Source organism: Arthrobacter sp. 9E16, from assembly GCF_002929435.1.
GTDB lineage: Bacteria > Actinomycetota > Actinomycetes > Actinomycetales > Micrococcaceae > Arthrobacter_B > Arthrobacter_B sunyaminii.
Genome location: NZ_PJIU01000001.1, coordinates 373,909 through 395,779, shown reverse-complemented (window position 1 = coordinate 395,779; position 21,871 = coordinate 373,909). Strand labels below are relative to the sequence as shown.

Genomic DNA, 21,871 nt, shown 5'->3' with positions numbered 1-21,871 from the left:
GACCTGCCGCACCGCCGGGATACCCCGACATAATGGGAGGATGCCCATCCTGAACAAAGACATGACCCTGTGCATCTCCCTCGCTGCCCGGCCGTCAAACATTGGTACGCGCTTCCACAATTACCTGTATGACCTGCTCGACCTGAACTATGTCTACAAGGCGTTTGCTCCCGCGGACCTGGCCCAGGCCATCATGGGCGTGCGCGGCCTGCCGATCCGGGGGTGTGCGGTGTCCATGCCGTACAAGGAGGACGTCATAGCACTCGTGGACCGCTTGGATCCGTCCGCCGAAGCCATCCATTCAGTGAATACGATAGTGAACGACGACGGCGTCCTCACCGCCTACAACACCGACTACCTGGCCATCTCCCGGCTTCTGCGGGACCACCACGTGCCGGCGTCCTGGTCTGTGTTGCTCCGGGGATCGGGTGGCATGGCCAAAGCCGTTGCCGCAGCGCTGCGGGATGCCGGTTTCACGGACGTGACAATCGTTGCCCGCAACGAGGCTGCCGGGCGGGCACTTGCCGATCTTTACGACTTCAACTGGCGGCCCGTTCAGGGTGAAAGCACCGCAGACCTGCTCCTCAACGTCACGCCGCTGGGAATGACCGGCGAGCATGAAACCGTTCAGGCATTCACTGACCCGGCCATCGCTGCGGCACGGACAGTGTTCGACGTCGTCGCACTCCCGGCCGAAACGCCGCTCATCACTGCAGCCCGAGCCGCAGGAAAGCCCGTAATTACAGGTGCGGAAGTCATTGCTATCCAAGCAGAGGAACAGTTCGTGCTGTACACCGGGGTGCGGCCCACTCCGGAGCAGGTCCGGGAGGCCAGCGAATTCTCCCGCGCGTAGGCTGCGGAACCTACGCGGCGGGCAGTGCCACCGGTTCCACCACGATCGCCACCCGGTCCTCGCCCAGGCGCGTCAGGACGAGCGTTGCTTTGTTGGGCCCCTTGCCGGAACCGGTGAGCAGCTGCTTGCGCAGTTCCTCTGGCGTCACGGACATGCCGCGCTTCTTGATGTCCAGCACACCGATTCCGTTGGCCTTTACCCAGGCCTTGAGGGCCTTGACGTTGTACGGGCGGACCTCGAGCACCCTGTAGGCGCGGGCAAACGGCGTGTGCAGCAACTCCGGGGCACCAATGTAGGCAATGTGCGGATCCAGCAGGTGCCCGCCCAGGGAACGCGCGACGTCGGCGACGAGGCCCGCGCGGATCACCGCGCCGTCGGGCTCGTACAGGTAGGCGTCCACCGGACCAATGCCCACGTCCTGGGCACCGGCGTCGTAATCCACAGGCGAGGTGAGCTCGGCGGCACCCTCCGGGCCAATCACCAACGCTGCGCGGCGGACGCCGTCGCGGCACAGGGCGTTGAACCACAGGGTCGCCTCGGTAACGTCACCGTCCACTGAGACCCACTGCACTTCACAGTTTGCCGGCAGGGCATCGTGCGGAATGCCCGGACCCATCTTCACGCCCACCGGCAGGCCGCGGTCGGCCAGGGACTCCACGAAGGACAGCGGCGGGGAGAAAGCTTCCGGATCAAAGATGCGGGTGGTCCCGGAGGTGGACGTGGTCCGGCGGGCCGGATCCAGCCACACGCCGTCGAACCCGTCCAGATCGAACTCCTCGGCAGCGCCCTGAACCACCTTTGCGTTGGGCCAGGGCATGAGATTGATGGTGGCGGCGGCAGCAGTGATCTCATCAAGTTCGACGGCGGTGACCTGCCGGTCCAGGGTGGCCAGGGCCAGGGAGTCGGCGCCGATCCCGCAGCCCAGGTCGGCAACTTTGTCCAGGCCGGCCTGGACGTAGCGCTGGGCATGCAGGGCGGCCACGTTTAGCCGGGTGGCCTGTTCCAGCCCGGGCGCGGTGAACAGCATGTGCTCGGCGAACGGCCCGAACTTGGTCCGTGCTTTCATCCGCAGCTTGGCCTGGGTCAGGACGGCGGCAACCACGTCGGGGGAGTGCCCGGCCTTACGCAGGTCAGTGTTGAGCTTGAAGGATTCGGACTCCAGATACGGGCCAAGGGAGTTCAGCAGTTCCCAGCCTTCGGACGTCAGGACATGGGCAAGCGAAGTATCCGGCATGACTACCAGCCTAGTTCTTCTGCGGCCGGGCACGTTAGCTGTAGGTTGGGCGGCATGAGGAAGATCGAGGCCGAGCCGCTGTCCGTACTGCGTACACGCACCAGCTATAAGTGGCAGACCTACCCGGCAGATGTCCTGCCGCTGTTTGTGGCAGAGATGGACTATCCGTTGGCTGAACCGGTGCAGCAGGCGATTATCGGCCGGGTGCTGGCCTCGGATACCGGCTATGTCGCCGGACCGGAACCGGTGGCCGATGCGTTCGCCGGATACGCGCGGCGGACCTGGAACTGGCAGGTGGATCCCGGGGATGTCCGGACCACCACTGATGTCAGCGTGGCCATTGTCGAGTGCCTGCGCCAGACCGTCCCGGTGGACGGTTCGGTGGTGATCACGCCGCCGGTGTATCCGCCCTTCTTTGAGCTGCCGCTGGAGGCCGACGCTTCAGTGGTGGAGGTTCCCCTTCTACTCACCGGCACAGGATGGCAGCTGGACCTTCCGGCACTGGAACGAGCGTTCGCCAGGGGCGCTGATGCCCTGCTGCTGTGCAACCCGCACAATCCGCTGGGGCTGGTGCACTCTGCCGAAACCCTGGGGGCGCTCGCCGATTTGTCAGCGAAATACGGAATCGCGGTCATCAGCGATGAAATCCATGCCCCGCTGGCCTATGACCCGCGTTCCTTTACGCCTTACCTCTCAGTCTCCGACGCGGCACGGGAATATGGCATCTGCGTCAGCGCAGCCAGCAAAGCGTGGAACATTGCCGGAACCAAATGTGCGGTCATGGTGGCCTCGAGCGAACGCACGCGGCTGCAGCTGGATTCGATGCCCGAGGAGGTCTCGGCCCGGACCTCCATCCTGGGCCTGCATGCCTCCGTGGCAGCTTATGACGACGGCGGACCGTGGCTGACGGCGGTGCTGAACTCCCTTGCGGAGAACCGGGAACTGCTGGCCGAGCTCCTGTCTGCGTATCTGCCCGAGATTGTCTACCGTCCTCCCTTGGCCGGCTATCTCGCGTGGCTGGATTTCAGGGGCGTGGGCTGGGGTGGGGATCCGGCGGCAGTGGCCCTGGAACAGGGACGTGTTGCACTGGAATCAGGCCTCAAATTTGGTCGGCAGGGCACGGGGTTTGTCCGGCTGAACTTTGCCTGCTCCCCGGAGGTACTGACGGAGGCCGTGACGCGGCTGGCTGCAGTGCGGGCGGCGCCGTCGGACCTATAGCGCCTGAACCTCAGAGTCTCAGGCGGCAGGGGCCAGGATGCTCAGCTGCTGCGGAGCCAGTAATTCCTGCTTATGCCCGGTCAGCAGGGGCAGCGCACCGGTTTCGGAACTGAGGCGAAGGTCGTTGAGAGCAGCAGGAGTAATTGTCGCCAGATGCAGGTCAAGCACTACGTTGAGGCCAGGCAAGGTGGCGTTGGCCCGCCGCGCCAGCACATACAGCACCCTGCTGTTCTGCTCGGTGACACGGCCCCTGACCACCAAACGCACCTTCCGGAGATCTATGTCGAATTGGGCGACGACGCGCAGCTTGGGCTCCATGGAAACCTTCCTCGGTGTGCCTGACCAGTTGGCCGAACACTCAACGTAGGAGAGGCCTGCGGCGCGCCGCAATGCGAACAGGAAATACTGCCGCCGCCTAAGCCCAATTAGCTCGCGGGACACCCCTGATTGGCGTGCAGCCGAAGGCAAGGGGGAGGTTATCCACACCGGGTAATGCATCCGTGGACCGGGTTCGGGGAACCCCCTAGGTTGAGGGCAGGACGGAACGGACTAGGGGAGTGGGAACCATGCTGCTGGGCAATTACAGCGTAAATGCCGAGGGTTGCGAGCGTATTCTCGCGCAGGTCGAGGACGACGAGGCCAGGGCAGCTTCGTCGTCCACGCTGCGGACCAGGGTCACGGATGCGCAGTGGGCGTGTTCCAGCGGCTCAGGCGTGGTGGTGCGGGCTTTGGAAGAGCTTTGGTGCAATACGCTGCTGCTCCAGGCAGATGCGGCCGAGACGAGGATCGGCAATGCGGTTGCCGGGGTCCGTCAAGCAGTGAACATCATCTCCGAGGCGGACCGGGCGATGGCCGATGCAGCCGGGGCGAGCTTGGCACAGCTGCAATCGGGGATCTGCCGGGCACCTTCGCTGACCGGGACCCGCTGATGTCCGTTGACACCTCCGGACTTTTCGATTGGCCTTCTCCGGATGCCGTCGAGGGTGCCGCACCGGGGATCGGCGCCGGCGGCCGGGCCTATCTCAGGAGCGTGGAGCGGGCTGCGGCCACGTGGGTGCAGCTGAATGCCCACTATCGCGGTGACGGCGCCGAGGAAATCCAGGACGCCTTCGGGGCAGTTCTGCCCCACGCAGGCCTGCTGGCGCAAAGTGCGGAGCAGGCCACCAGCGTGCTGGCCGAATTTGCGGAGGGAATCCGGGCGCTTGTGGCTCAGCGGGATGCGTTGATGGTGCAAATTGATGCAGCCAACTGCGCCCTGCTCGAGTCCGCGGACCAACCGGATCCGAACACGGCATCCACGCTGCCGTCAACGGAGCTTCTGCTGCGCGCAGCAGCGGATTCAGCCGCCGTCCTGGCCCGGAACTACACCTTGTTGGAGGAAGCGACGGCGGGCAAGCTGACTGCCATCGTCCTGGGGGACCATAACCTCACTAACCACATCACGGACCGGACAGGCACGGTGGCTACGGGGGCCGCGGGTAAACTCGCCGGCTTGCCCTCGTCACGGCGGACTGTCGTGAAAATTCCAACCCCTTCCCCCGTCTACGTCCGCTATGAAACCGAGGCCGAACGAGTGCGGTACATGGCACGCGGACGATGGGTGACCGACGGCCGCTGGGCGCTGGTGTCCGTCAACAAGTTGGAACTCAGGCCCAAAGTCAGCACGGTGCTTCATAAATACTCGCGCGGCTACAGGAATCGGGTGGATGCCGACAGAGCGAAGTGGGCGCCGGACATGGGCGGGTTGCACGAGCTGACTAAGACCGCTGCTGCTTTCAGAGTGGGCGGCGGAATGCTGTCAGTGGCAACGGCAGGATTTACGATCGCCGATGAGCGGCAGGATGCCTATAACGAACTCCTGCAGGCCCATCCGGACATGGACCCTGACGAGCTGAACGAGCGGGCGGACTCGGTGGGAGCGGTGAAGGGCAGTGCCAAGGCCGGAATCGATCTTGCGGCGGCCGGGACCGGCGCCCTCATCGGGAGCGCAATAGGGGGACCGGCGGGGACAGTGGCAGGTGCCGCGATCGGCATCGGTATTTCGGTTGTCACCTCCCTCGAATTCGGTTTCCTGGACAACCGCACCATCAAGGATGCAGCCGCGGACACTGCCTTGGACCTGGTGGACGGTTTCATGGAATCAAACCTGATGAAGTCTGACGCGGGCAAGGCGGCACGGGGAGCAGCGGATGCGGTTGCCGACTGCTGGAACAAGCTCTTTGGCCGATAGTCCGGGCTTCACACCAATGCAGTGCTCAGCTAGGCAAGGGATGAGACATGGAAACTGAAACGAACGACTGGGCACTCTTCGCCGTTATGTTCCCCTTCGGGCTGCTGCTCTTCGTCGGCGGATTGCTGGTCTACAAACAAAAGATGGTGCCCCCGGCGCTGGATGACCGGTTCCCTGGAAAGCACTCGCTCGCCTGCACCTTCCTGGGCATGTGGCTCATGCTTCTGCCGGCTTCGAACTTCCGGGAAATAACCTCCAGCGACATCATTTTTGTTCCCTATGCCCTGCTGACGTTCGCCTGCCAGGGCATAGGGATGCTTGGCTGGCTCTGGATGCCCAAGTTTATGCAACCGGCGTGGTTGAAGGAGGCTGACCGGCTCAAGGCCCGCGGCAAGGTTCGGCGCATCAGGCAGTACGTCAAGGGGAAGGACAAACGATGACGGCGGCTGCCCAGGGATTCAGCTACGAGCGCCTGCACGCTTTCAACCTGCCGCGTCCGGATGGCTGGGAGCGGGTCGAGACGGAAGCCGGGGTCCTGGCAGTAGCTCATCCGCCGGTGACGGATGGAGACTTCCGGCCCAACATGGTGTTGCGCGGGGGACCGGCAGACGGGATTTCCATTGCCCGGTTCGCGACGGCGGCACTGGCCTCAACGCTCGAGGAGTTCCAGGACGTTCGGATTCTCTCCAACGATCTCTGGAGTCCGGAGGCGTTGGGCACGGAGGGCAGCGGCCGCAGGCAGCGGTTTGTCCACCGGGCAGGCCGGCATCCGGTCTGCGTGGACCGCTGGATCTGGATGGATGACGGGTTCGTCATGGAGGCAACCGCTAGCTACACCATTGAGCAGCACACCGGAATGAAACTCCTGTTTGAACAGATGGTCCGGGATATCCGGATCAACACCGCCGTCCGGGATATGCCCGGTAGCCAGGCCGTCCGGGAGGGCCGGCGTGACATCGATCGGATAGCCCCGCAGGAGCCCCGGCTGGATGATTATGCCTCCCGGTGCGCGGGTGCCGAGTTGGAGGATTTGGGCAGCATCGCTGCAGCACAACCCTATCGGGAAGGCGGAAGGCTGCTGCCGATTCCGGCCCTGGAACTGCTCGATACGCTTTTGGTGAGGGACCGGTTGGGGCGGTTTCAACGGAAGGATCCGTCTGTGGCGACGCTCCAAGCCGCAGGTCTGCTTACGGCTGCAGCAAAGCTGACTCCGGCAGGGGAACAGTTCCTCCTGCCCGTCCGGAAGCTGGATGCTTCCTTTCAAGTGGAAGCATCCAACGCAGCGGGAGGCTCAGTGCTGCAGGCCTGGATTGGCGGCGGACTTGGGAAGATCACTGCCGGGCCGTCGCTGTTCCCGGCTGCGTCGGCGGCCTTTGAACCCGATGATGTAGCCGCCAGCATTATGCAGGCCAACATGGTGCCTAAGCGGATTGCAGACTGGGCAGGTCTTTCTCCGGGCTGGAGTATCCCGCACGAGCCGGTGGTGCTGGGCATGGACCACTATGAGGCCCGGCTCAAGTCGGCGCGGACCCCGGCACCGAAGACCCTGGATCAAGCTGCGGGGCAGATGTGGCAGCAACCGTGGGCCGAATGGCAGATCCTGAACGAACAAACCGGCGGGTGGTTCGGCTGGGTGAACGCCGGGGCGGCCGGGCAATACCGGCTTTCACCCGGTGATGGATATCAGGAGCAGGGCCGCACCGTGCGTCTCGAACCCATGTCCTCGGCCGTCGTCTGGGACATGCTGGTGCGGTTCATCCACGCCGCTGTGGAAGGGATTCCGCTCCGGTTGCCCGAGGTGCCGGGCTTCAACGGCTAGGCGAAGTACACGCCTATCCGGTTGCCCTCGATCTCTTCGATCCGGATATCGATTTCGTAGATATCCTTCAGGACCTCGGGCCGCATGATCATGGACGGCGGCCCCTGGTGCAGGAGCCTGCCGTTGGCCATGGCAATAATGTCGTCGGAATAGCAGGAAGCGAAATTGATGTCGTGGATGACCAGTACCACCGTCTTGCCGAGCTCGTCGGTGAGCCGGCGCAGCAGCCGCATCATTTCCACGGAGTGCTTCATGTCCAGGTTGTTCAACGGCTCATCCAACAGCAGGTAGTCGGTGTCCTGGGCCAGCACCATGGCAATAAATGCACGCTGCCGTTGACCGCCGGAGAGCTCGTCAACAAACCTGTCCGCCAGATCCGACAGGTCCAGGAAAGCCAGGGACTGCTCTATCTTCTCCCGGCACACCGACGTCGGACGCCCGCCGTTGTGCGGGTACCGTCCGAAGCCGACCAGATCGCGAACGGTCAGCCGCACGGTGAGATGGTTGTCCTGCCGCAGGATGGCCATCTTCCTGGCCAGGTCCTTACCCGGTGTTTTCACGACGTCGAGGCCGTCCACAGTCACCGTTCCCGCGTCAGCGGGCAGCAGGCGGCTGATCATAGAGAGCAGCGTGGACTTGCCGGCACCGTTGGGGCCAATGATCGAGGTAACTCCGCCTTCTTTGATATGGCAGCTCACCTCATCAACAACGGTGGTGCCGGCATATTTTTTGGTGACGCCGTTGACGGAGATCATTTGATGGAGCCTTTCAGGAGCAGGATCAAAAAGACGATCCCGCCGACAAATTCAATGACAATGCTCAGGGCTGTATCGAACGCAAACACGCGCTCCAGGACCAGTTGGCCGCCCACCAGGGCAATGATGCCCAGCAGCACTGCGATGGGGACAACAGCGGCGTGCTTGAAATGCGAACAAAGCTGGTAAGCCAGGGAAGCCACCAGCAGACCGAAGAAGGTAACCGGCCCCACCAGAGCGGTGGACACCGCAACGAGCACCGAGCAGATCACCAGCACCAGCGTCACCGTGCGTTTGTGGTTGATGCCCAGGTTGATCGAGGTTTCCCGGCCCAGCGACAGCACATCGAGTGAGTGCCGCAGGCGCCAGGCCGGAACTGTAACGATGGCTGCAGCGATCAGCGAGTAGCCAAGCAGCTTGGCGTCGACGTTGTTGAAGGACGCAAAAAACAGGTCCTGCAGGATGATGAACTCGCTGGGCTCGATCAGCCGCTGCAGCAGCGAGGACACACCCCGGAACAGCGTGCCCAGCACAATGCCCACCAACAGCATCAGATGGAGGGACTTGCCGCCGCCGGTAAAAAGCCACCGGTACAGCAGGAACGAGAACCCCACCATCAGGGCAACTTCCATGCCGTAACGCAGCGGATCGGACATGGCGAGGACAAGGCCGCCGCCGAGGGTGAACACCAGGATGGTTTGGATCAAGACGTACAGGGCGTCGAAGCCCATGATCGAGGGCGTCAGGATCCGATTGGCGGTGACAGTTTGGAACAATACGGTGGAGACGCCGACGGCGTAGGCCACCAGGATCATCGAGCCCACCTTAACGGCGCGGCGCGGAAGGACATAGCCGATGTTTCCGCGCAGATCGATGGTCATGAAGACCACGACCAGAGCGGCTGCCGCCAAGGACAGCAGGATGATCCAGAACCGGGGGGAGAGGTTGCGCACCGGACGGCGGCGCTGCACGGTAAGTGCGGAGGGAAGGGCGCTGACTGGACTGCTAGGCACGGGCGGAGCGCTTTCTCAGGAGCAGGTAAAGGAACAGGGCGCTGCCAATGGCGGAGACGATGACCCCCACCGGAATTTCATACGGGTAGCGGATGGTCCGGCCGATGATGTCGCACGCCAGGACGAAGCCGGCCCCGAAAATGGCGACCCACGGTATGGCCCGGCGGACGTTGTCCCCGATCATCAGCGAGACCAGGTTGGGAACGATCAGGCCCAGGAACGGCACCGAGCCGACGCTGACAACCACGACGGCGCTGATCAGGGACACGATGATGAGGCCCAGCGTCATCACCCGGTTGTAGTTCAGGCCCAGGTTGGTGGTGAACTCCTGGCCCATGCCTGCGACGGTGAAGCGGTCAGCTGCCAAATAACCGATCAGGGTCAGGGCGCCTACAATCCAGAGCAGTTCGTAGCGCCCGCGCAGTACGCCGGAGAAATCTCCGACCATCCAGGAATTCAGGGTCTGCAGCAGGTCGAACCGGTAGGCGAAGAACGTGGTCACAGCCGCAATAACGCCGCCAAGCATGATTCCCACGAGGGGAACGATCAGCGTGTTGCGCAGCGGAATCCGGCGCAGGACCAGAAGGAAGAGGGCGGTCCCGGCCACGGCGAAGACGGTTGCGGTGGACATTTTAAGGAACAGCGAGGCCCCCGGCAGGAACACCGTGACCACCAGGATGCCCAGGGAAGCGGACTCCACTGTGCCCACCGTGGACGGCTCCACGAACTTGTTGCGGGCCATCAGCTGCATGATGAGACCGGCGACGCTCAGCGCCATCCCGGCAAGAATGATGCTCAGGGTCCGGGGAACCCGGCTGATCCAAAAGATGTCCCACGCGTGTTCATCGCCGGAGAGCAGGCCGGGAAGCGAAACGTCGCTCACGCCGACAAACATGCTGACAACGGCAAGCACCAGGACAGCTGTTCCTCCCAGCAGAAGCTTGGCTCCGGGGCCGAGGAACCGGCGCCGGCCGGAAACAGCAGTGGCCCCGGCGGCTGCCGGGGCGGTGGGGATTAGCGCAGTGGTCATGGTGCGTTCCGTCTCCCCCGCCGGCCGGCCCTGCTCCCGGAGGGGAGGAAGGCCGGCCGGCAAGGATTGGCAGGTGGGCTGGACGGTTAGGAGATGCCGTCCTGAACAGCGCTGACCATGGAGTCAACATTGTTCAGGCCGTAACCCACGAGATACCAGCTGGAGGAATCGAGCATGGTGATGCGGTCATTCTTGGCGGCCTTGGTGCCCATCACGAGTTCGTTGTCCAGTACAGCGGAGGCAACTTCACCCGCATTGCCCACAGCGACGTCGCGGTCGATGACAAACAGGTTGTCCGGGTTGATCTCGGCAACGTATTCGAAGGACACGGATTCACCGTGCTGTGCTTCGGACTTGATGTCGGCAGCGGTGGCAACCCCAAGGACGTCATGGATCAGGCCGAAGCGTGAACCTTCACCGTAAGCGGTCATTTCGCCGCCGCTGGTCATGATGATGAGGCCGTTGCCGGCGTCGGCGGCGGTTGCCTTGGTGTCTTCCACCTTGGTCTCGAGTGCAGCGAGCTTCTCTTCAACTTCGGCTTCCTTGCCGAAGATGTCACCGATGATCTCGGTGTTGGAGATGAAGGAATTCCACGGATCCGCAGCGTCGGTGCTGAGGTTGATCGTGGGCGCGATCTTGGAGAATTCTTCGTAGGAGTCAGCGGTGCGGCCGGACATGATGATCAGATCGGGGGCGCCGGCGCTGATGGCCTCGAAGTCGGGCTCCTTCATGCTGCCGATCTTGGTGTAGTCATCGGAGCCGTACTTGGAGAGGCTTTCGGGGAAGTTTGCGGCGGGAACGCCGTCAACCTCGATACCCAGGGCATCCAGGGTGTCCAATGCGCCGAGGTCGAACGTGTAGACAGTCTCCGGGTTCACGGGAACTTCGGTGGTGCCCTGGGTGTGTTCAACGGTAACCATGGTGGGCTCGGACGCATCGGCGGTGGCGTCCGCGTTGGCCGAACTGTCTGATCCGCAGGCGCTCAGGGCCAGGAGGGAGGCGAGGGCGGTCCCGGCGACAAGGCGGGACTTGAGGGTTTTCTTCACGTCAGGGGCTCCAGCTGTTCGGGTCTATCGTCCGGCCCGGCGGGGGAGGCCCGCCAATAGGACACAGATGTTTGCGTATTTAGGACATATAAATGTTTGCTAATTTTGCGCGCCTTTGAAAACTACAGGGTTAGGTGAGGCTAAGCAACTTTTATGTCCCGGTGAGCGGGCTTTGGTTACGGGGCATCATGACGCGGCAAAGTAAATTGGCACTCACCTTGACCGAGTGCCAGCCCTTGCATAAAGTCGGAGCTAGCACTCTCCCTGTGAGGGTGCTAATTCCTGAGGGAAGCGCCAACCGGCACCGCGACGACGGCCAGCGCCCACCGACGGTCCCTATCCGTTAGTAACTACGCAAAGGAGAGCCCGAGTGTCGGTCTCTATTAAGCCCCTTGAGGATCGCATTGTTGTCCGCCCCCTCGAAGCCGAGCAGACCACTGCTTCCGGCCTCGTCATTCCGGACACTGCAAAGGAAAAGCCCCAGGAGGGCGAAGTTGTTGCAGTAGGCCCCGGCCGCGTTGACGACAACGGCAACCGCGTTCCCGTGGATGTTTCCGAAGGTGACGTTGTCATCTACTCCAAGTACGGCGGAACCGAAGTCAAGCACGGCGGCTCCGAATACCTGGTGCTGTCCGCCCGCGACGTACTGGCCATCGTCGTTAAGTAGTTGAAAAAGGAAGACCCCGGCCAATCTGGCCGGGGTTTTCTGATGCAGGTGCAGATGTAGCTGTCGGAAAGGACACACACATGGCAAAGCAATTGGAGTTCAACGACTCCGCCCGCCGCTCGCTGGAGGCCGGCGTCGACAAGCTGGCCAACGCCGTCAAGGTGACCCTCGGCCCGCGCGGCCGCAACGTAGTGCTCGCCAAGACCTGGGGCGCTCCCACCATCACGAACGACGGCGTGACCATCGCCCGTGAAGTCGAGCTGGATGATCCGTATGAGAACCTCGGTGCCCAGCTGGCCAAGGAAGTAGCCACCAAGACCAACGATGTCGCCGGTGACGGTACCACCACCGCCACGGTGCTGGCTCAGGCCCTGGTCAAGGAAGGCCTGCGCAACGTTGCTGCAGGCGCCGCTCCGGGCCAGCTGAAGCGCGGCATGGAGACGGCCGTGGAAGCGGTAGCTGCACGGCTGCTGGAAAACGCCAAGGAAGTTGAGGGCAACCAGGTTGCCCACGTAGCTGCCATCTCCGCCCAGAGCATGGAGATTGGCGAACTGCTGGCCAAGGCCTTTGACACCGTCGGCAAGGACGGCGTCATTACGATCGAGGAATCCTCCTCGACGCAGACCGAACTGGTCATCACCGAAGGCATGCAGTTCGACAAGGGCTACCTGTCCCCGTACTTCGTCACTGATCCGGAGCGCCAGGAAGCCGTCCTCGAAGACGCGCTGATCCTGATCAACTCCGGCAAGATCTCCTCGGTTGCCGAGTTCCTGCCCCTGCTTGAAAAGGCGCTGCAGACCTCCAAGCCGCTGTTCATCATTGCCGAGGACATTGAAGGCGAAGCCCTGTCCACCCTGGTGGTCAACAAGATCCGCGGCACCCTGAACGTGGTTGCCGTCAAGGCACCCGGATTCGGTGACCGCCGCAAGGCCATGATGCAGGACATCGCCACCCTCACGGGTGCGCAGGTTGTCTCCCCGGATCTGGGCCTGAAGCTGGACCAGGTTGGCCTTGAGGTGCTGGGCTCCGCCCGCCGCATCACGGTTACCAAGGACAGCACCACGATTGTCGACGGAACCGGCTCCGAAGCCGACGTCGCTGACCGCGTGGCTCAGATCCGTGCCGAGATCGAGCGCACGGACTCCGACTGGGACCGCGAGAAGCTGCAGGAACGCCTGGCCAAGCTCTCCGGCGGCATTGGCGTCATCAAGGTTGGCGCAGCCACCGAGGTGGAGCTCAAGGAAAAGAAGCACCGCATCGAAGACGCCGTGTCCTCGACGCGTGCGGCCCTGGAAGAGGGCATCGTGGCCGGCGGCGGTTCCGCACTGGTCCACGCTGCCAAGGCCCTGGACACCGACGCGGAGGTGCTGAAGCTGGAAGGCGACGCCGCCACCGCCGTCGGTCTGGTGCGCCGCGCCCTGGCACAGCCGCTGCGCTGGATCGCCGAGAACGCGGGCGCCGAGGGCATGGTTGTTGTCGCCAAGGTCACTGACCTTGAGGTCAACAACGGCTTCAACGCCGCGACGGGCGAATACGAGAACCTGATCGAGGCCGGCATCATTGACCCGGTCAAGGTCACCCGTTCGGCGCTGCGCAACGCCGCATCCATCGCCGCCCTGGTCCTCACCACCGAGGCACTTGTGGTGGAGAAGCCTGCCGATGACGAAGAAGATCACGGCCACCAGCACTAGGTGACACAGAGGCCCCGGCGCTGCAGCAGTATTTTGCTGCGGCACCGGGGCCTTTTGCATGCCCGGCTGTGAGTGATGCCACCAGTAAGGATTTGGAATAGGGACCGGCGGTCTTTCGTTTTAGGATGTAAGGAAGCCAGCCGGTCCTTTTTCCGGCGTTTTCCCCATCCCTCCGGTCCTTCCGCGAAAGAGGCGCAGTTTTGAGCCAGCAGTCCACAGAGCATGACCCGTTCGGCTTCATCGGCCTGACGTACGACGACGTCCTGCTGCTGCCCGGCCCCACGGACGTCATTCCGTCCGAGGCGGACACCTCCTCCCGCCTGTCCAAGCGGATCACCGTCCAGACACCGCTGCTTTCGGCCGCGATGGACACGGTGACCGAATCCCGCATGGCCATCGCCATGGCACGCCAGGGCGGACTCGGTGTCATCCACCGCAACCTGTCCATCGCAGACCAGGCCGAGCACGTGGACCGCGTCAAGCGCAGCGAATCAGGCATGATCACCAACCCGGTGACCATCTCCCCGGACGCCACCCTGCAGGAACTGGATGACCTGTGCGCCCACTTCCGTGTCTCCGGCCTGCCCGTTGTGGATGCGGACGACAAGCTGCTGGGCATCGTGACCAACCGCGACACCCGTTTCATCCCGCGTGCCGACTACCCCGCCCGCAAGGTTCATGAAGTCATGACCCGCATGCCGCTGATCACCGGCCGCGTGGGTATCAGCGCCGAAGAAACCGTGGAACTGCTGGGCAAGCACCGCATCGAGAAGCTGCCGCTGGTCGACGACGACGGCCGCCTGCAGGGCCTGATCACGGTCAAGGACTTCGACAAGGCCGAGCAGTACCCGCTGGCCACCAAGGACGAGGAAGGCCGGCTGCGTGTCGGCGCCGCGATCGGTTTCTTCGGTGACGGCTATGAGCGTGCCATGACACTCGTTGACGCCGGCGTGGATATCCTCGTCGTGGACACCGCCAACGGCCACAGTGCAGGCGTGCTGGACATGATTGCCCGCCTGAAGAAGGACCCGGCGGTGGCGCACGTGGACATCATTGGCGGCCAGGCAGCCACCCGCGAAGGTGCCCAGGCCCTGATCGACGCCGGCGCCGACGCCATCAAGGTGGGCGTGGGTCCCGGATCCATCTGCACCACCCGCGTGGTGGCCGGAGTGGGCGTTCCTCAGATCACCGCCATCTACGAAGCTGCCAAAGCCGCCATCCCGGCGGGCGTGCCGGTGATCGCCGACGGCGGCCTCCAGTACTCCGGCGATATCGGCAAGGCCATCGTTGCCGGCGCAGACACCGTCATGCTGGGCGGCCTGCTGGCCGGTTCCGCCGAAAGCCCGGGTGACCTGGTCTTCGTCAACGGCAAGCAGTTCAAGTCCTACCGCGGCATGGGTTCGCTCGGTGCCATGCAGAGCCGCGGCAAGAACACGTCCTACTCCAAGGACCGCTATTTCCAGGCCGATGTCCCCAGTGACGAAAAGCTGATCCCCGAGGGCATTGAAGGCCAGGTTCCCTACCGGGGTCCGTTGTCCGCCGTCGCTCACCAGCTGGTGGGCGGCCTGCGCCAGACCATGTTCTATACCGGTGCGCGCACCATCGAAGAGCTGAAGCAGAAGGGCAAGTTTGTCCGGATCACCCCGGCCGGCCTCAAGGAATCCCACCCGCACGACATCATGATGACGGCGGAGGCGCCGAACTACGGCACCCGCCGCTAATTTCGGCACCGACGGCAGCAGCCGCATCCATCCTCCAGATGACGGGGAAGGATGCGGTTGCTGCTGCTTTAAGGCCCGGCTTCCAAAGCTGGGATAACCTAGAGGCGTGAGCAATGAGATAGAAATTGGCCGTGGCAAGCGTGGGCGCCGAGCCTACTCCCTCGATGATGTGGCAATTGTGCCGTCCCGCCGGACGCGGGACCCGCAGGATGTTTCCATCAACTGGCAGATCGACGCCTACCAGTTTGAAATGCCGGTCATGGGAGCCCCCATGGACTCGGTGATGTCCCCGGCCACCGCTATAGCGATGGGCCGCCTGGGCGGATTGGGTGTGTTGAACCTTGAAGGGCTGTGGACCCGCTACGAGGACCCCCAGCCGCTGCTGGATGAGATCGCGGTCCTCAGTGAAGATAACTTCAATCCCGCGGCCACCCGCCGGCTGCAGGAAATCTATGAAGCACCCATCCAGGCGGAGCTGATCACCTCCCGCCTGGCCGAGGTGCGCGACGCCGGCGTGACCGTTGCCGGCTCCCTGACCCCGCAGCGCACCCAGGAGTTCTACAAGACCGTCCTGGCCGCCGGCGTGGACATCTTCGTCATCCGCGGCACCACCGTCTCTGCCGAGCACGTCTCCAAGACCGTTGAGCCGCTGAACCTCAAGCAGTTCATCTACGAACTGGACGTTCCCGTCATCGTGGGCGGCGCAGCCGGCTACACCCCGGCCCTGCACCTGATGCGCACCGGAGCCGCAGGCGTCCTGGTCGGCTTCGGCGGGGGAGCGACCACCACCACCCGCCGGGCACTGGGCATCCACGCCCCCATGGCCACCGCGATCGCAGACATCGCCGAGGCGCGCCGCGATTACATGGACGAGTCAGGCGGACGCTACGTCCACGTGATCGCCGACGGCGGAATGGGCACCAGCGGTGACATCGTCAAGGCGATCGCCATGGGCGCGGACGCCGTGATGCTCGGATCGGCTCTGGCCCGGGCGGAAGAAGCCCCCGGACAGGGATGGCACTGGGGCCAGGAAGCCCACCACAGCGAACTTCCCCGCGGCGACAGGGTCCGGCTGGACACCGTCGGCCCGCTGCAGGAAGTTCTCTGGGGTCCGTCGCACCACACCAACGGCACGTCCAACCTGATGGGTGCCCTGCGTCGTGCCATGGCCACCACGGGTTACTCCGATGTGAAAGCCTTCCAGCGCATTGAGGTGCTGGTCGCGCCCTACCTATCCGCCATGTAGTTCCCTACAGTGGCTGCAAAGACCACTGCGCCGCCAGCGCGTCCCAGAGAGGAAATCTTGACCATGAGCAAAGATGCACTCAGTCCGGAATACCGGGAGGACGCCCTGGCGGCGCTGCGTTCCACGGCGGAGCCCGGCCAGCAACTGGACATCCTGATTGTTGGCGGCGGCGTGGTGGGTGCCGGTGCCGCCCTGGACGCAGTCACCCGCGGACTCAAAGTGGGCATGGTGGAGGCCCGGGACTGGGCGTCGGGCACGTCGTCGCGTTCCTCCAAGCTCATTCACGGCGGTCTGCGCTATCTGGAGATGCTGGATTTTGCCCTCGTAGCCGAGGCGCTGAAGGAACGCGGCCTGCTGATTCAGCGGATCGCCCCGCACCTGGTCAAGCCCGTACCGTTCCTCTACCCGCTGACACACCGGTTCTATGAGCGCCCCTATGTTGGTGCCGGCATCATGCTGTACGACACCATGGGCCTGACCTCCGGCAATTCCCGCGGGGTGCCGATGCACAAGCACCTCAGCAAAAAAGCCACGCTCCGGGCGGCGCCCAGCCTGAAGGATGACGCCATGGTTGGCTCCATCCGCTACTACGACGCCCAGGTGGACGACGCCCGGTACGTTGCCAACATGGTCCGCACCTCAGCGCACTACGGCGCCACCGTGGCCAACCGGGTGTCCGTGGTGGACTTCCTTCGCGAGGGTGAACGTGTAGTTGGTGCCCGGGTCAAGGACTCCGAGACCGGCCGGGAATTCGATGTGTTCGCCCGCCAGGTGGTCAATGCCACCGGCGTGTGGACCGACGAAACCCAGGCCATGGTGACGGACCGGGGACAGCTGAAAGTCCGGGCGTCCAAGGGTGTGCACCTGGTGGTTCCCCGCGACCGGATCCAGTCCACCGTGGGCATGATCCTGCGCACGGAAAAATCCGTGCTGTTCGTGATCCCGTGGGGCCGGCACTGGATTGTGGGCACCACGGACACCGACTGGAATCTGGACAAGGCACATCCCGCAGCGACCTCGGCGGACATCGACTACTTGCTGGAGCATGTGAACACCGTGCTGAAAACTCCGCTGACGCGCGAGGACGTTGAAGGCGTCTACGCCGGCCTGCGGCCGCTGCTTGCCGGCGAGAATGATTCCACGGCCAAACTCTCCCGCGAACATGTGGTGGCCCATCCCGTGCCGGGGCTGGTGGTTGTTGCCGGCGGCAAATGGACCACCTACCGGGTCATGGCGAAGGATGCCGTGGATGAGGCCGCCCGGGCGCTGGACGGGAAGGTGCCGGAAAGCTGCACCTCCACCATCCCGCTGCTGGGTGCGGTGGGCTATAAGGCGGCCTGGAATCTCCGGCACCGCACCGCGGAGCACTACGGAGTCCATGTGGTCCGGGTGGAGCATCTGCTCAACCGTTACGGATCCCTGGCCAACGAGGTGCTGGAACTGATCCGTGCCAATCCTGAGCTGGGGGAGCCCCTGCCCGGAGCGGACGATTACCTGCGCGCCGAAGTGGTGTATGCCACCACGTCCGAGGGTGCCCGGCATGTGGAGGACGTCCTGGCCCGGCGCACCCGCATCTCCATCGAGTCGTGGGACCGGGGAGTCTCCGCTGCCCCGGTTGTGGCCGAACTCATGGCGCCCATCCTGAACTGGAGTCCGGAACGGGTGGAGCAGGAAGTGGCCCACTACGAGGCGCGGGTGGAAGCCGAGCGGCGCAGCCAGGAACAGCCCGATGATGTTTCGGCCGACGCAGCACGCTTGAAGGCCCACGACATCGCTCCGCTGGCCTGAACCGGAACCGACGGAAGTGGAACCTGAACTCTCCCTGAATGAAAAGGGTGCCGTCCTGACGGTCCCTGAAATGGTCATTCTGCAGATGGAAGCGGCCGACCGCTCGGATGCGGCAGCCCAGCTTGCCCGGCGGATGTATGACCAGGGACGGATCCGTAATTTGGAGGTGTTCCTGGAGCAGGTCAATGCCCGGGAACACCAAATGGCCACCGGGCTGCCCGGCGGCATCGGCATGCCGCACGCGCGCAGCGAGGAAGTGGTGCAGACCTCAATTGCCGTGGGGATCACCCGCTACGGGCACAGCATTGATTTTGGCGCGTCGGACGGACCGGCCACCGTGGTTCTGCTGATAGCCACGCCTGCCAAAGCCTTCTCTGAACACTTGGAAGTCCTGGCCACCATCGCGCGGTCGCTGTTCCGCCCGGCCTTCCGGGATTCGCTCCGCCGGGCCAACGACGCCGAAGTCATTTCCGAACTGATCAACTCCTCGCTGGTGTTTTTTGACCATTGACGGCGCCTGCTGATGCCGCGGGTGCCGGAGCTGCGCACAGCAGGCATTGGGTTTTCTACACGGGTACGAAGTACGGTTAAGGGGTGCTGAAAACTGCCCTGCAACCCCGCTGGATCGCCGCCCTTCTCTTTGCGCTTGCGATCTCGACGGTCTTCGTGCTCCTGAGCCAGTGGCAGTTTTCGACCGCCGAGAGTGAGCTGCCGCCCGCCGCAGGTGAAACCGAAAAGGTCCGTCCCCTCACCGAGGTGTTCACCCCCGGTGTGGAACTGATGGGCACCGAGGCAGACCAGATGGTCTCCATGAACGGTTCCTTCCGTGGTGAGGACACCGTACTGATTGACCAGCGGCTGTACGACGGGGACCGCGGATACTGGGTGGTCACCGCATTCGCCGTGGAGGGAGCACCGGACGGCGCCGTCATGCCGGTGGTCCGCGGCTGGGTTGCCGAGCCCGGCGATGCCGAACCCGCCCCGTCCGGGGACGCCGTCGTCGTCGGCCGCCTGCTGCCGCCCGAAGGGCCCATCGCAAAGGCACCAGAAGAGGAAGGGGTCCTGCCCAGCCTCTCCAGCGCCGAACTGATCAATGTCTGGGACACCCCGGGGTATGCGGCGTTCGTCACTGCCAACGAGATCACGGTGGACGGTGAGGCTCCGGAAACCGGAGACATGCGCGTAGTCGACGTGGATGCGCAGCCCCAGGAAACTTCAGTGAACTGGATGAACATCTTCTACGCCATCGAGTGGGTGGTCTTCGCCGGGTTCTCCGTCTTCCTGTGGTGGCGCCTCGTGGCGGATGCCCACCAGCGTTCCCTCGAGGACGACGACGAGTACTACGACGATGACGAAGAAGACGACGACGACGACGAGGGCCCCGTCCCGGGGCGTCCGGCACCGACCAGTGAGGTACAGAAGTGAGCGATCCAGTACAGGCCCCCGCCGGGGCACCCGCAGCAACCAAGAAACCGCGCCGGAAGAAGCGCCGTTTTGGCGGCACCCACGCCCAGATCCGCTCGGCCCTGACCTTTTACAAGGTTTCTTCCTACGTCACCGGTGTGTTTCTTCTCCTGTTGTGCATTGAGATGATTCTCAAATACGGGCTGAAGATCGAGGAGATCACCGTTGGTCCGCTGAACCTTTTCACGGGTGTGCTGATTGCCCACGGCTGGTTGTACGTGGTCTACCTGCTGGCTGACTTCCGCCTGTGGCAGCTGATGCGCTGGCCGTTCTCGAAGTTCATCCTGATCGCCCTGGGTGGTGTGGTGCCCTTCCTGTCCTTCATTGTGGAGGGCCGTACGCACAAACAGGTCCTTGCGGAACTCGCTGCCCATCCGGAAGCGGCCAAGCGCTACTGAGGCACCGGCTCCCGCGCGGATGTGCGGCACGGATGCTCCGGCGACTATCCTTGAAGCGTGACTAATTCCGCGACCCCTCCCATAGAAGAGCGCCCTGTCCTAGTTGTGGACTTCGGCGCCCAGTACGCCCAGCTCATTGCCCGCCGGGTACGCGATGCAGATGTCTATTCCGAGGTGGTGCCCCACACCTGGACCACGGAACAGATCCTGGCGAAGAACCCGGCCGCGATCATCCTTTCCGGCGGCCCTTCCAGCGTTTACGCCGAAGGCGCCCCCGCAGTCAGCGAAGGCCTGTTTGAGGCAGGTGTCCCCGTCCTGGGCATCTGCTACGGCTTCCAGGCCATGGCCAACGCCCTGGGCGGCAAGGTCGCCAAAACCGGCCTGCGCGAATACGGCTCCACCGACGCCACCGCCGTCGGAGGCCCGCGTTCCATCCTTGAGGGCACGCCGGAACAGCAGAACACCTGGATGAGCCACGGTGACAGCGTTCAGGAAGCTCCGCCCGGATTCGACGTGCTGGCCACCACGGCCGGTGCCCCCGTTGCGGCTTTCGCCAACGAAGAGAAGCAGCTCTACGGCGTCCAGTGGCACCCGGAGGTGAAGCACTCCGCGCACGGCCAGTCCGTCCTGGAGAACTTCCTGTTTAAGGGCGCACGCCTGGACCGCAGCTGGACCACGGGCAACATTGTGGAAGAGCAGGTCGAACGCATCCGCGAGCAGGTGGGCAGCTCCCGCGTGATCTGCGGGCTCTCCGGCGGCGTCGACTCCGCCGTTGCCGCAGCACTGGTGCAGCGTGCCGTCGGCGACCAGCTGACCTGCGTGTTCGTGGACCACGGCCTGCTGCGCGAAGGTGAAGCCGAGCAGGTGGAGCGCGACTTCGTGGCATCCACCGGCGTCAACCTCTACGTCGCCAATGAGCAGAAGCGCTTCCTCGAAGCCCTCGCCGGCGTCACGGATCCGGAAACAAAGCGCAAGATCATCGGCCGCGAGTTCATCCGCGCGTTCGAAGAAGCCGAGCGCGCCATCATGGCCGAGGCAGCTGCTGCCGGTGAACCCATCCGGTTCCTCGTTCAGGGCACCCTGTACCCGGACGTCGTCGAATCCGGCGGCGGCGAGGGCGCAGCCAACATCAAGAGCCACCACAACGTGGGCGGACTGCCCGAGGACCTGAAGTTCGAGCTGGTGGAACCCCTGCGGGCCCTGTTCAAGGACGAGGTCCGCGCCGTGGGCCGCGAGCTGGGCCTGCCGGCCGAGATCGTGGGACGCCAGCCGTTCCCCGGCCCCGGACTGGGTATCCGCATCATCGGCGAGGTCAACCAGGAACGCCTGGACCTGCTGCGCCGCGCCGACGCGATCGCCCGTGCCGAGCTGACCGCAGCCGGCCTGGACAACGACGTATGGCAGATGCCGGTTGTCCTGCTGGCCGATGTGCGCAGCGTGGGCGTCCAGGGCGACGGCCGCACCTACGGACATCCGATCGTCCTGCGGCCGGTTTCCAGCGAAGACGCAATGACTGCTGACTGGTCACGCCTGCCGTATGACCTGCTGGCACGCATCTCCAACCGCATTACCAATGAAGTCGACGGGATCAACCGCGTGGTGCTGGACGTGACGTCCAAGCCGCCGGGAACCATCGAGTGGGAGTAGATTGACCGCGGGGGACAGCCGAACAGGCTGTCCCCCGCGTTGCTATGTCGG

The 21,871-nt window shown here is 64.0% G+C and carries 21 protein-coding genes; 15 read left to right on the top strand and 6 right to left on the bottom strand.

The window, feature by feature from the left end:
• Positions 1 to 40: 40 nt before the first annotated feature.
• Positions 41 to 853, top strand: coding sequence for a shikimate 5-dehydrogenase (locus CXR00_RS01790; protein ID WP_104052695.1), 813 nt, complete (start codon positions 41 to 43; stop codon positions 851 to 853).
• A gap of 10 nt (positions 854 to 863) precedes the next feature.
• Here CXR00_RS01790 and CXR00_RS01785 read toward each other — a convergent pair whose 3' ends face one another.
• The gene (locus CXR00_RS01785) at positions 864 to 2,087 is read right to left on the bottom strand and encodes a class I SAM-dependent methyltransferase (protein ID WP_104052694.1); all 1,224 of its coding nucleotides are present in this window, start codon (positions 2,085 to 2,087) and stop codon (positions 864 to 866) included.
• Positions 2,088 to 2,141: 54 nt separating this feature from the next.
• Between CXR00_RS01785 and CXR00_RS01780 the strand changes: the two genes are divergently transcribed.
• Complete coding sequence (locus CXR00_RS01780; RefSeq protein WP_104052693.1) at positions 2,142 to 3,305, top strand: MalY/PatB family protein; 1,164 nt, start codon at positions 2,142 to 2,144, stop codon at positions 3,303 to 3,305.
• 18 nt (positions 3,306 to 3,323) lie between these two features.
• Here the strand turns inward: CXR00_RS01780 and CXR00_RS01775 are convergent, their stop codons facing one another.
• Positions 3,324 to 3,623 carry a hypothetical protein gene (locus CXR00_RS01775; protein ID WP_104052692.1) on the bottom strand — a complete coding sequence of 100 codons (300 nt, stop codon included), beginning with the start codon at positions 3,621 to 3,623 and terminating at the stop codon, positions 3,324 to 3,326.
• A 248-nt stretch (positions 3,624 to 3,871) separates the two neighbouring features.
• On the opposite strand from CXR00_RS01775, the gene CXR00_RS01770 reads away from it, so the two are divergent.
• The 4 genes from CXR00_RS01770 to CXR00_RS01755 are packed head-to-tail and all read left to right on the top strand — an operon-like array spanning position 3,872 to position 7,354.
• A complete protein-coding gene (locus CXR00_RS01770; RefSeq protein ID WP_104052691.1) occupies positions 3,872 to 4,234 on the top strand; it encodes a hypothetical protein in 363 nt (120 codons plus the stop codon).
• Positions 4,234 to 5,535 (top strand): hypothetical protein, encoded by a 1,302-nt coding sequence (locus tag CXR00_RS01765; RefSeq protein WP_104052690.1) that lies wholly within the window; start codon positions 4,234 to 4,236, stop codon positions 5,533 to 5,535. Before CXR00_RS01770 ends, CXR00_RS01765 begins: the two co-directional genes overlap by 1 nt.
• Positions 5,536 to 5,582: 47 nt before the next feature.
• The gene (locus tag CXR00_RS01760) at positions 5,583 to 5,975 is read left to right on the top strand and encodes a hypothetical protein (RefSeq protein WP_104052689.1); all 393 of its coding nucleotides are present in this window, start codon (positions 5,583 to 5,585) and stop codon (positions 5,973 to 5,975) included.
• Positions 5,972 to 7,354 (top strand): hypothetical protein, encoded by a 1,383-nt coding sequence (locus CXR00_RS01755; protein ID WP_104052688.1) that lies wholly within the window; start codon positions 5,972 to 5,974, stop codon positions 7,352 to 7,354. The genes CXR00_RS01760 and CXR00_RS01755 overlap by 4 nt, the downstream gene beginning before the upstream one ends.
• Here CXR00_RS01755 and CXR00_RS01750 read toward each other — a convergent pair.
• From CXR00_RS01750 to CXR00_RS01735, 4 genes are all read right to left on the bottom strand, one after another.
• Positions 7,351 to 8,109: an ABC transporter ATP-binding protein gene (locus tag CXR00_RS01750; RefSeq protein ID WP_104052687.1), complete on the bottom strand. Its 759-nt coding sequence runs from the start codon at positions 8,107 to 8,109 to the stop codon at positions 7,351 to 7,353. The genes CXR00_RS01755 and CXR00_RS01750 overlap by 4 nt on opposite strands.
• Complete coding sequence (locus CXR00_RS01745) at positions 8,106 to 9,122, bottom strand: iron chelate uptake ABC transporter family permease subunit (protein ID WP_207347917.1); 1,017 nt, start codon at positions 9,120 to 9,122, stop codon at positions 8,106 to 8,108. The genes CXR00_RS01750 and CXR00_RS01745 overlap by 4 nt, the downstream gene beginning before the upstream one ends.
• The gene (locus tag CXR00_RS01740) at positions 9,115 to 10,152 is read right to left on the bottom strand and encodes an ABC transporter permease (RefSeq protein ID WP_104052686.1); all 1,038 of its coding nucleotides are present in this window, start codon (positions 10,150 to 10,152) and stop codon (positions 9,115 to 9,117) included. The genes CXR00_RS01745 and CXR00_RS01740 overlap by 8 nt, the downstream gene beginning before the upstream one ends.
• Positions 10,153 to 10,238: 86 nt before the next feature.
• Positions 10,239 to 11,198, bottom strand: coding sequence for a siderophore ABC transporter substrate-binding protein (locus CXR00_RS01735; RefSeq protein WP_104052685.1), 960 nt, complete (start codon positions 11,196 to 11,198; stop codon positions 10,239 to 10,241).
• Between the two features lie 370 nt (positions 11,199 to 11,568).
• Here CXR00_RS01735 and groES point away from each other — a divergent pair, with 370 nt between their 5' ends.
• The 9 genes from groES (at position 11,569) to guaA (ending at position 21,820) form a co-directional block, all read left to right on the top strand.
• Positions 11,569 to 11,865: a co-chaperone GroES gene (gene groES / locus CXR00_RS01730; RefSeq protein WP_104052684.1), complete on the top strand. Its 297-nt coding sequence runs from the start codon at positions 11,569 to 11,571 to the stop codon at positions 11,863 to 11,865.
• Positions 11,866 to 11,945: 80 nt separating this feature from the next.
• Positions 11,946 to 13,556 carry a chaperonin GroEL gene (groL, locus tag CXR00_RS01725; protein ID WP_104052683.1) on the top strand — a complete coding sequence of 537 codons (1,611 nt, stop codon included), beginning with the start codon at positions 11,946 to 11,948 and terminating at the stop codon, positions 13,554 to 13,556.
• Positions 13,557 to 13,756: 200 nt separating this feature from the next.
• Positions 13,757 to 15,277, top strand: coding sequence for an IMP dehydrogenase (gene guaB / locus CXR00_RS01720; protein WP_104052682.1), 1,521 nt, complete (start codon positions 13,757 to 13,759; stop codon positions 15,275 to 15,277).
• A 106-nt stretch (positions 15,278 to 15,383) separates the two neighbouring features.
• Positions 15,384 to 16,523 carry a GuaB3 family IMP dehydrogenase-related protein gene (locus CXR00_RS01715; protein WP_104052681.1) on the top strand — a complete coding sequence of 380 codons (1,140 nt, stop codon included), beginning with the start codon at positions 15,384 to 15,386 and terminating at the stop codon, positions 16,521 to 16,523.
• A 63-nt stretch (positions 16,524 to 16,586) separates the two neighbouring features.
• Complete coding sequence (locus CXR00_RS01710; RefSeq protein WP_104052680.1) at positions 16,587 to 18,311, top strand: glycerol-3-phosphate dehydrogenase/oxidase; 1,725 nt, start codon at positions 16,587 to 16,589, stop codon at positions 18,309 to 18,311.
• Between the two features lie 70 nt (positions 18,312 to 18,381).
• Positions 18,382 to 18,822: a PTS sugar transporter subunit IIA gene (locus CXR00_RS01705; RefSeq protein WP_104053676.1), complete on the top strand. Its 441-nt coding sequence runs from the start codon at positions 18,382 to 18,384 to the stop codon at positions 18,820 to 18,822.
• 83 nt (positions 18,823 to 18,905) lie between these two features.
• Entirely contained in the window at positions 18,906 to 19,736 is an 831-nt protein-coding gene (locus tag CXR00_RS01700; RefSeq protein ID WP_258060245.1) for an SURF1 family protein, read from the top strand.
• A complete protein-coding gene (locus CXR00_RS01695) occupies positions 19,733 to 20,173 on the top strand; it encodes a DUF3817 domain-containing protein (RefSeq protein ID WP_104052679.1) in 441 nt (146 codons plus the stop codon). Before CXR00_RS01700 ends, CXR00_RS01695 begins: the two co-directional genes overlap by 4 nt.
• A 57-nt stretch (positions 20,174 to 20,230) precedes the next feature.
• Complete coding sequence (guaA, locus tag CXR00_RS01690; RefSeq protein ID WP_104052678.1) at positions 20,231 to 21,820, top strand: glutamine-hydrolyzing GMP synthase; 1,590 nt, start codon at positions 20,231 to 20,233, stop codon at positions 21,818 to 21,820.
• The last annotated feature ends 51 nt before the right edge of the window (positions 21,821 to 21,871 follow it).

What these genes read in the sequence shown, in the direction of transcription:
- CXR00_RS01790 (WP_104052695.1), top strand. Translation starts at nt 41, where the DNA reads ATGCCCATCCTGAACAAAGACATGACCCTGTGCATCTCCCTCGCTGCC.
- CXR00_RS01785 (WP_104052694.1), bottom strand. Translation starts at nt 2,087, where the DNA reads ATGCCGGATACTTCGCTTGCCCATGTCCTGACGTCCGAAGGCTGGGAA.
- CXR00_RS01780 (WP_104052693.1), top strand. Translation starts at nt 2,142, where the DNA reads ATGAGGAAGATCGAGGCCGAGCCGCTGTCCGTACTGCGTACACGCACC.
- CXR00_RS01775 (WP_104052692.1), bottom strand. Translation starts at nt 3,623, where the DNA reads ATGGAGCCCAAGCTGCGCGTCGTCGCCCAATTCGACATAGATCTCCGG.
- CXR00_RS01770 (WP_104052691.1), top strand. Translation starts at nt 3,872, where the DNA reads ATGCTGCTGGGCAATTACAGCGTAAATGCCGAGGGTTGCGAGCGTATT.
- CXR00_RS01765 (WP_104052690.1), top strand. Translation starts at nt 4,234, where the DNA reads ATGTCCGTTGACACCTCCGGACTTTTCGATTGGCCTTCTCCGGATGCC.
- CXR00_RS01760 (WP_104052689.1), top strand. Translation starts at nt 5,583, where the DNA reads ATGGAAACTGAAACGAACGACTGGGCACTCTTCGCCGTTATGTTCCCC.
- CXR00_RS01755 (WP_104052688.1), top strand. Translation starts at nt 5,972, where the DNA reads ATGACGGCGGCTGCCCAGGGATTCAGCTACGAGCGCCTGCACGCTTTC.
- CXR00_RS01750 (WP_104052687.1), bottom strand. Translation starts at nt 8,109, where the DNA reads ATGATCTCCGTCAACGGCGTCACCAAAAAATATGCCGGCACCACCGTT.
- CXR00_RS01740 (WP_104052686.1), bottom strand. Translation starts at nt 10,152, where the DNA reads ATGACCACTGCGCTAATCCCCACCGCCCCGGCAGCCGCCGGGGCCACT.
- groL (WP_104052683.1), top strand. Translation starts at nt 11,946, where the DNA reads ATGGCAAAGCAATTGGAGTTCAACGACTCCGCCCGCCGCTCGCTGGAG.
- CXR00_RS01710 (WP_104052680.1), top strand. Translation starts at nt 16,587, where the DNA reads ATGAGCAAAGATGCACTCAGTCCGGAATACCGGGAGGACGCCCTGGCG.
- CXR00_RS01705 (WP_104053676.1), top strand. Translation starts at nt 18,382, where the DNA reads ATGGTCATTCTGCAGATGGAAGCGGCCGACCGCTCGGATGCGGCAGCC.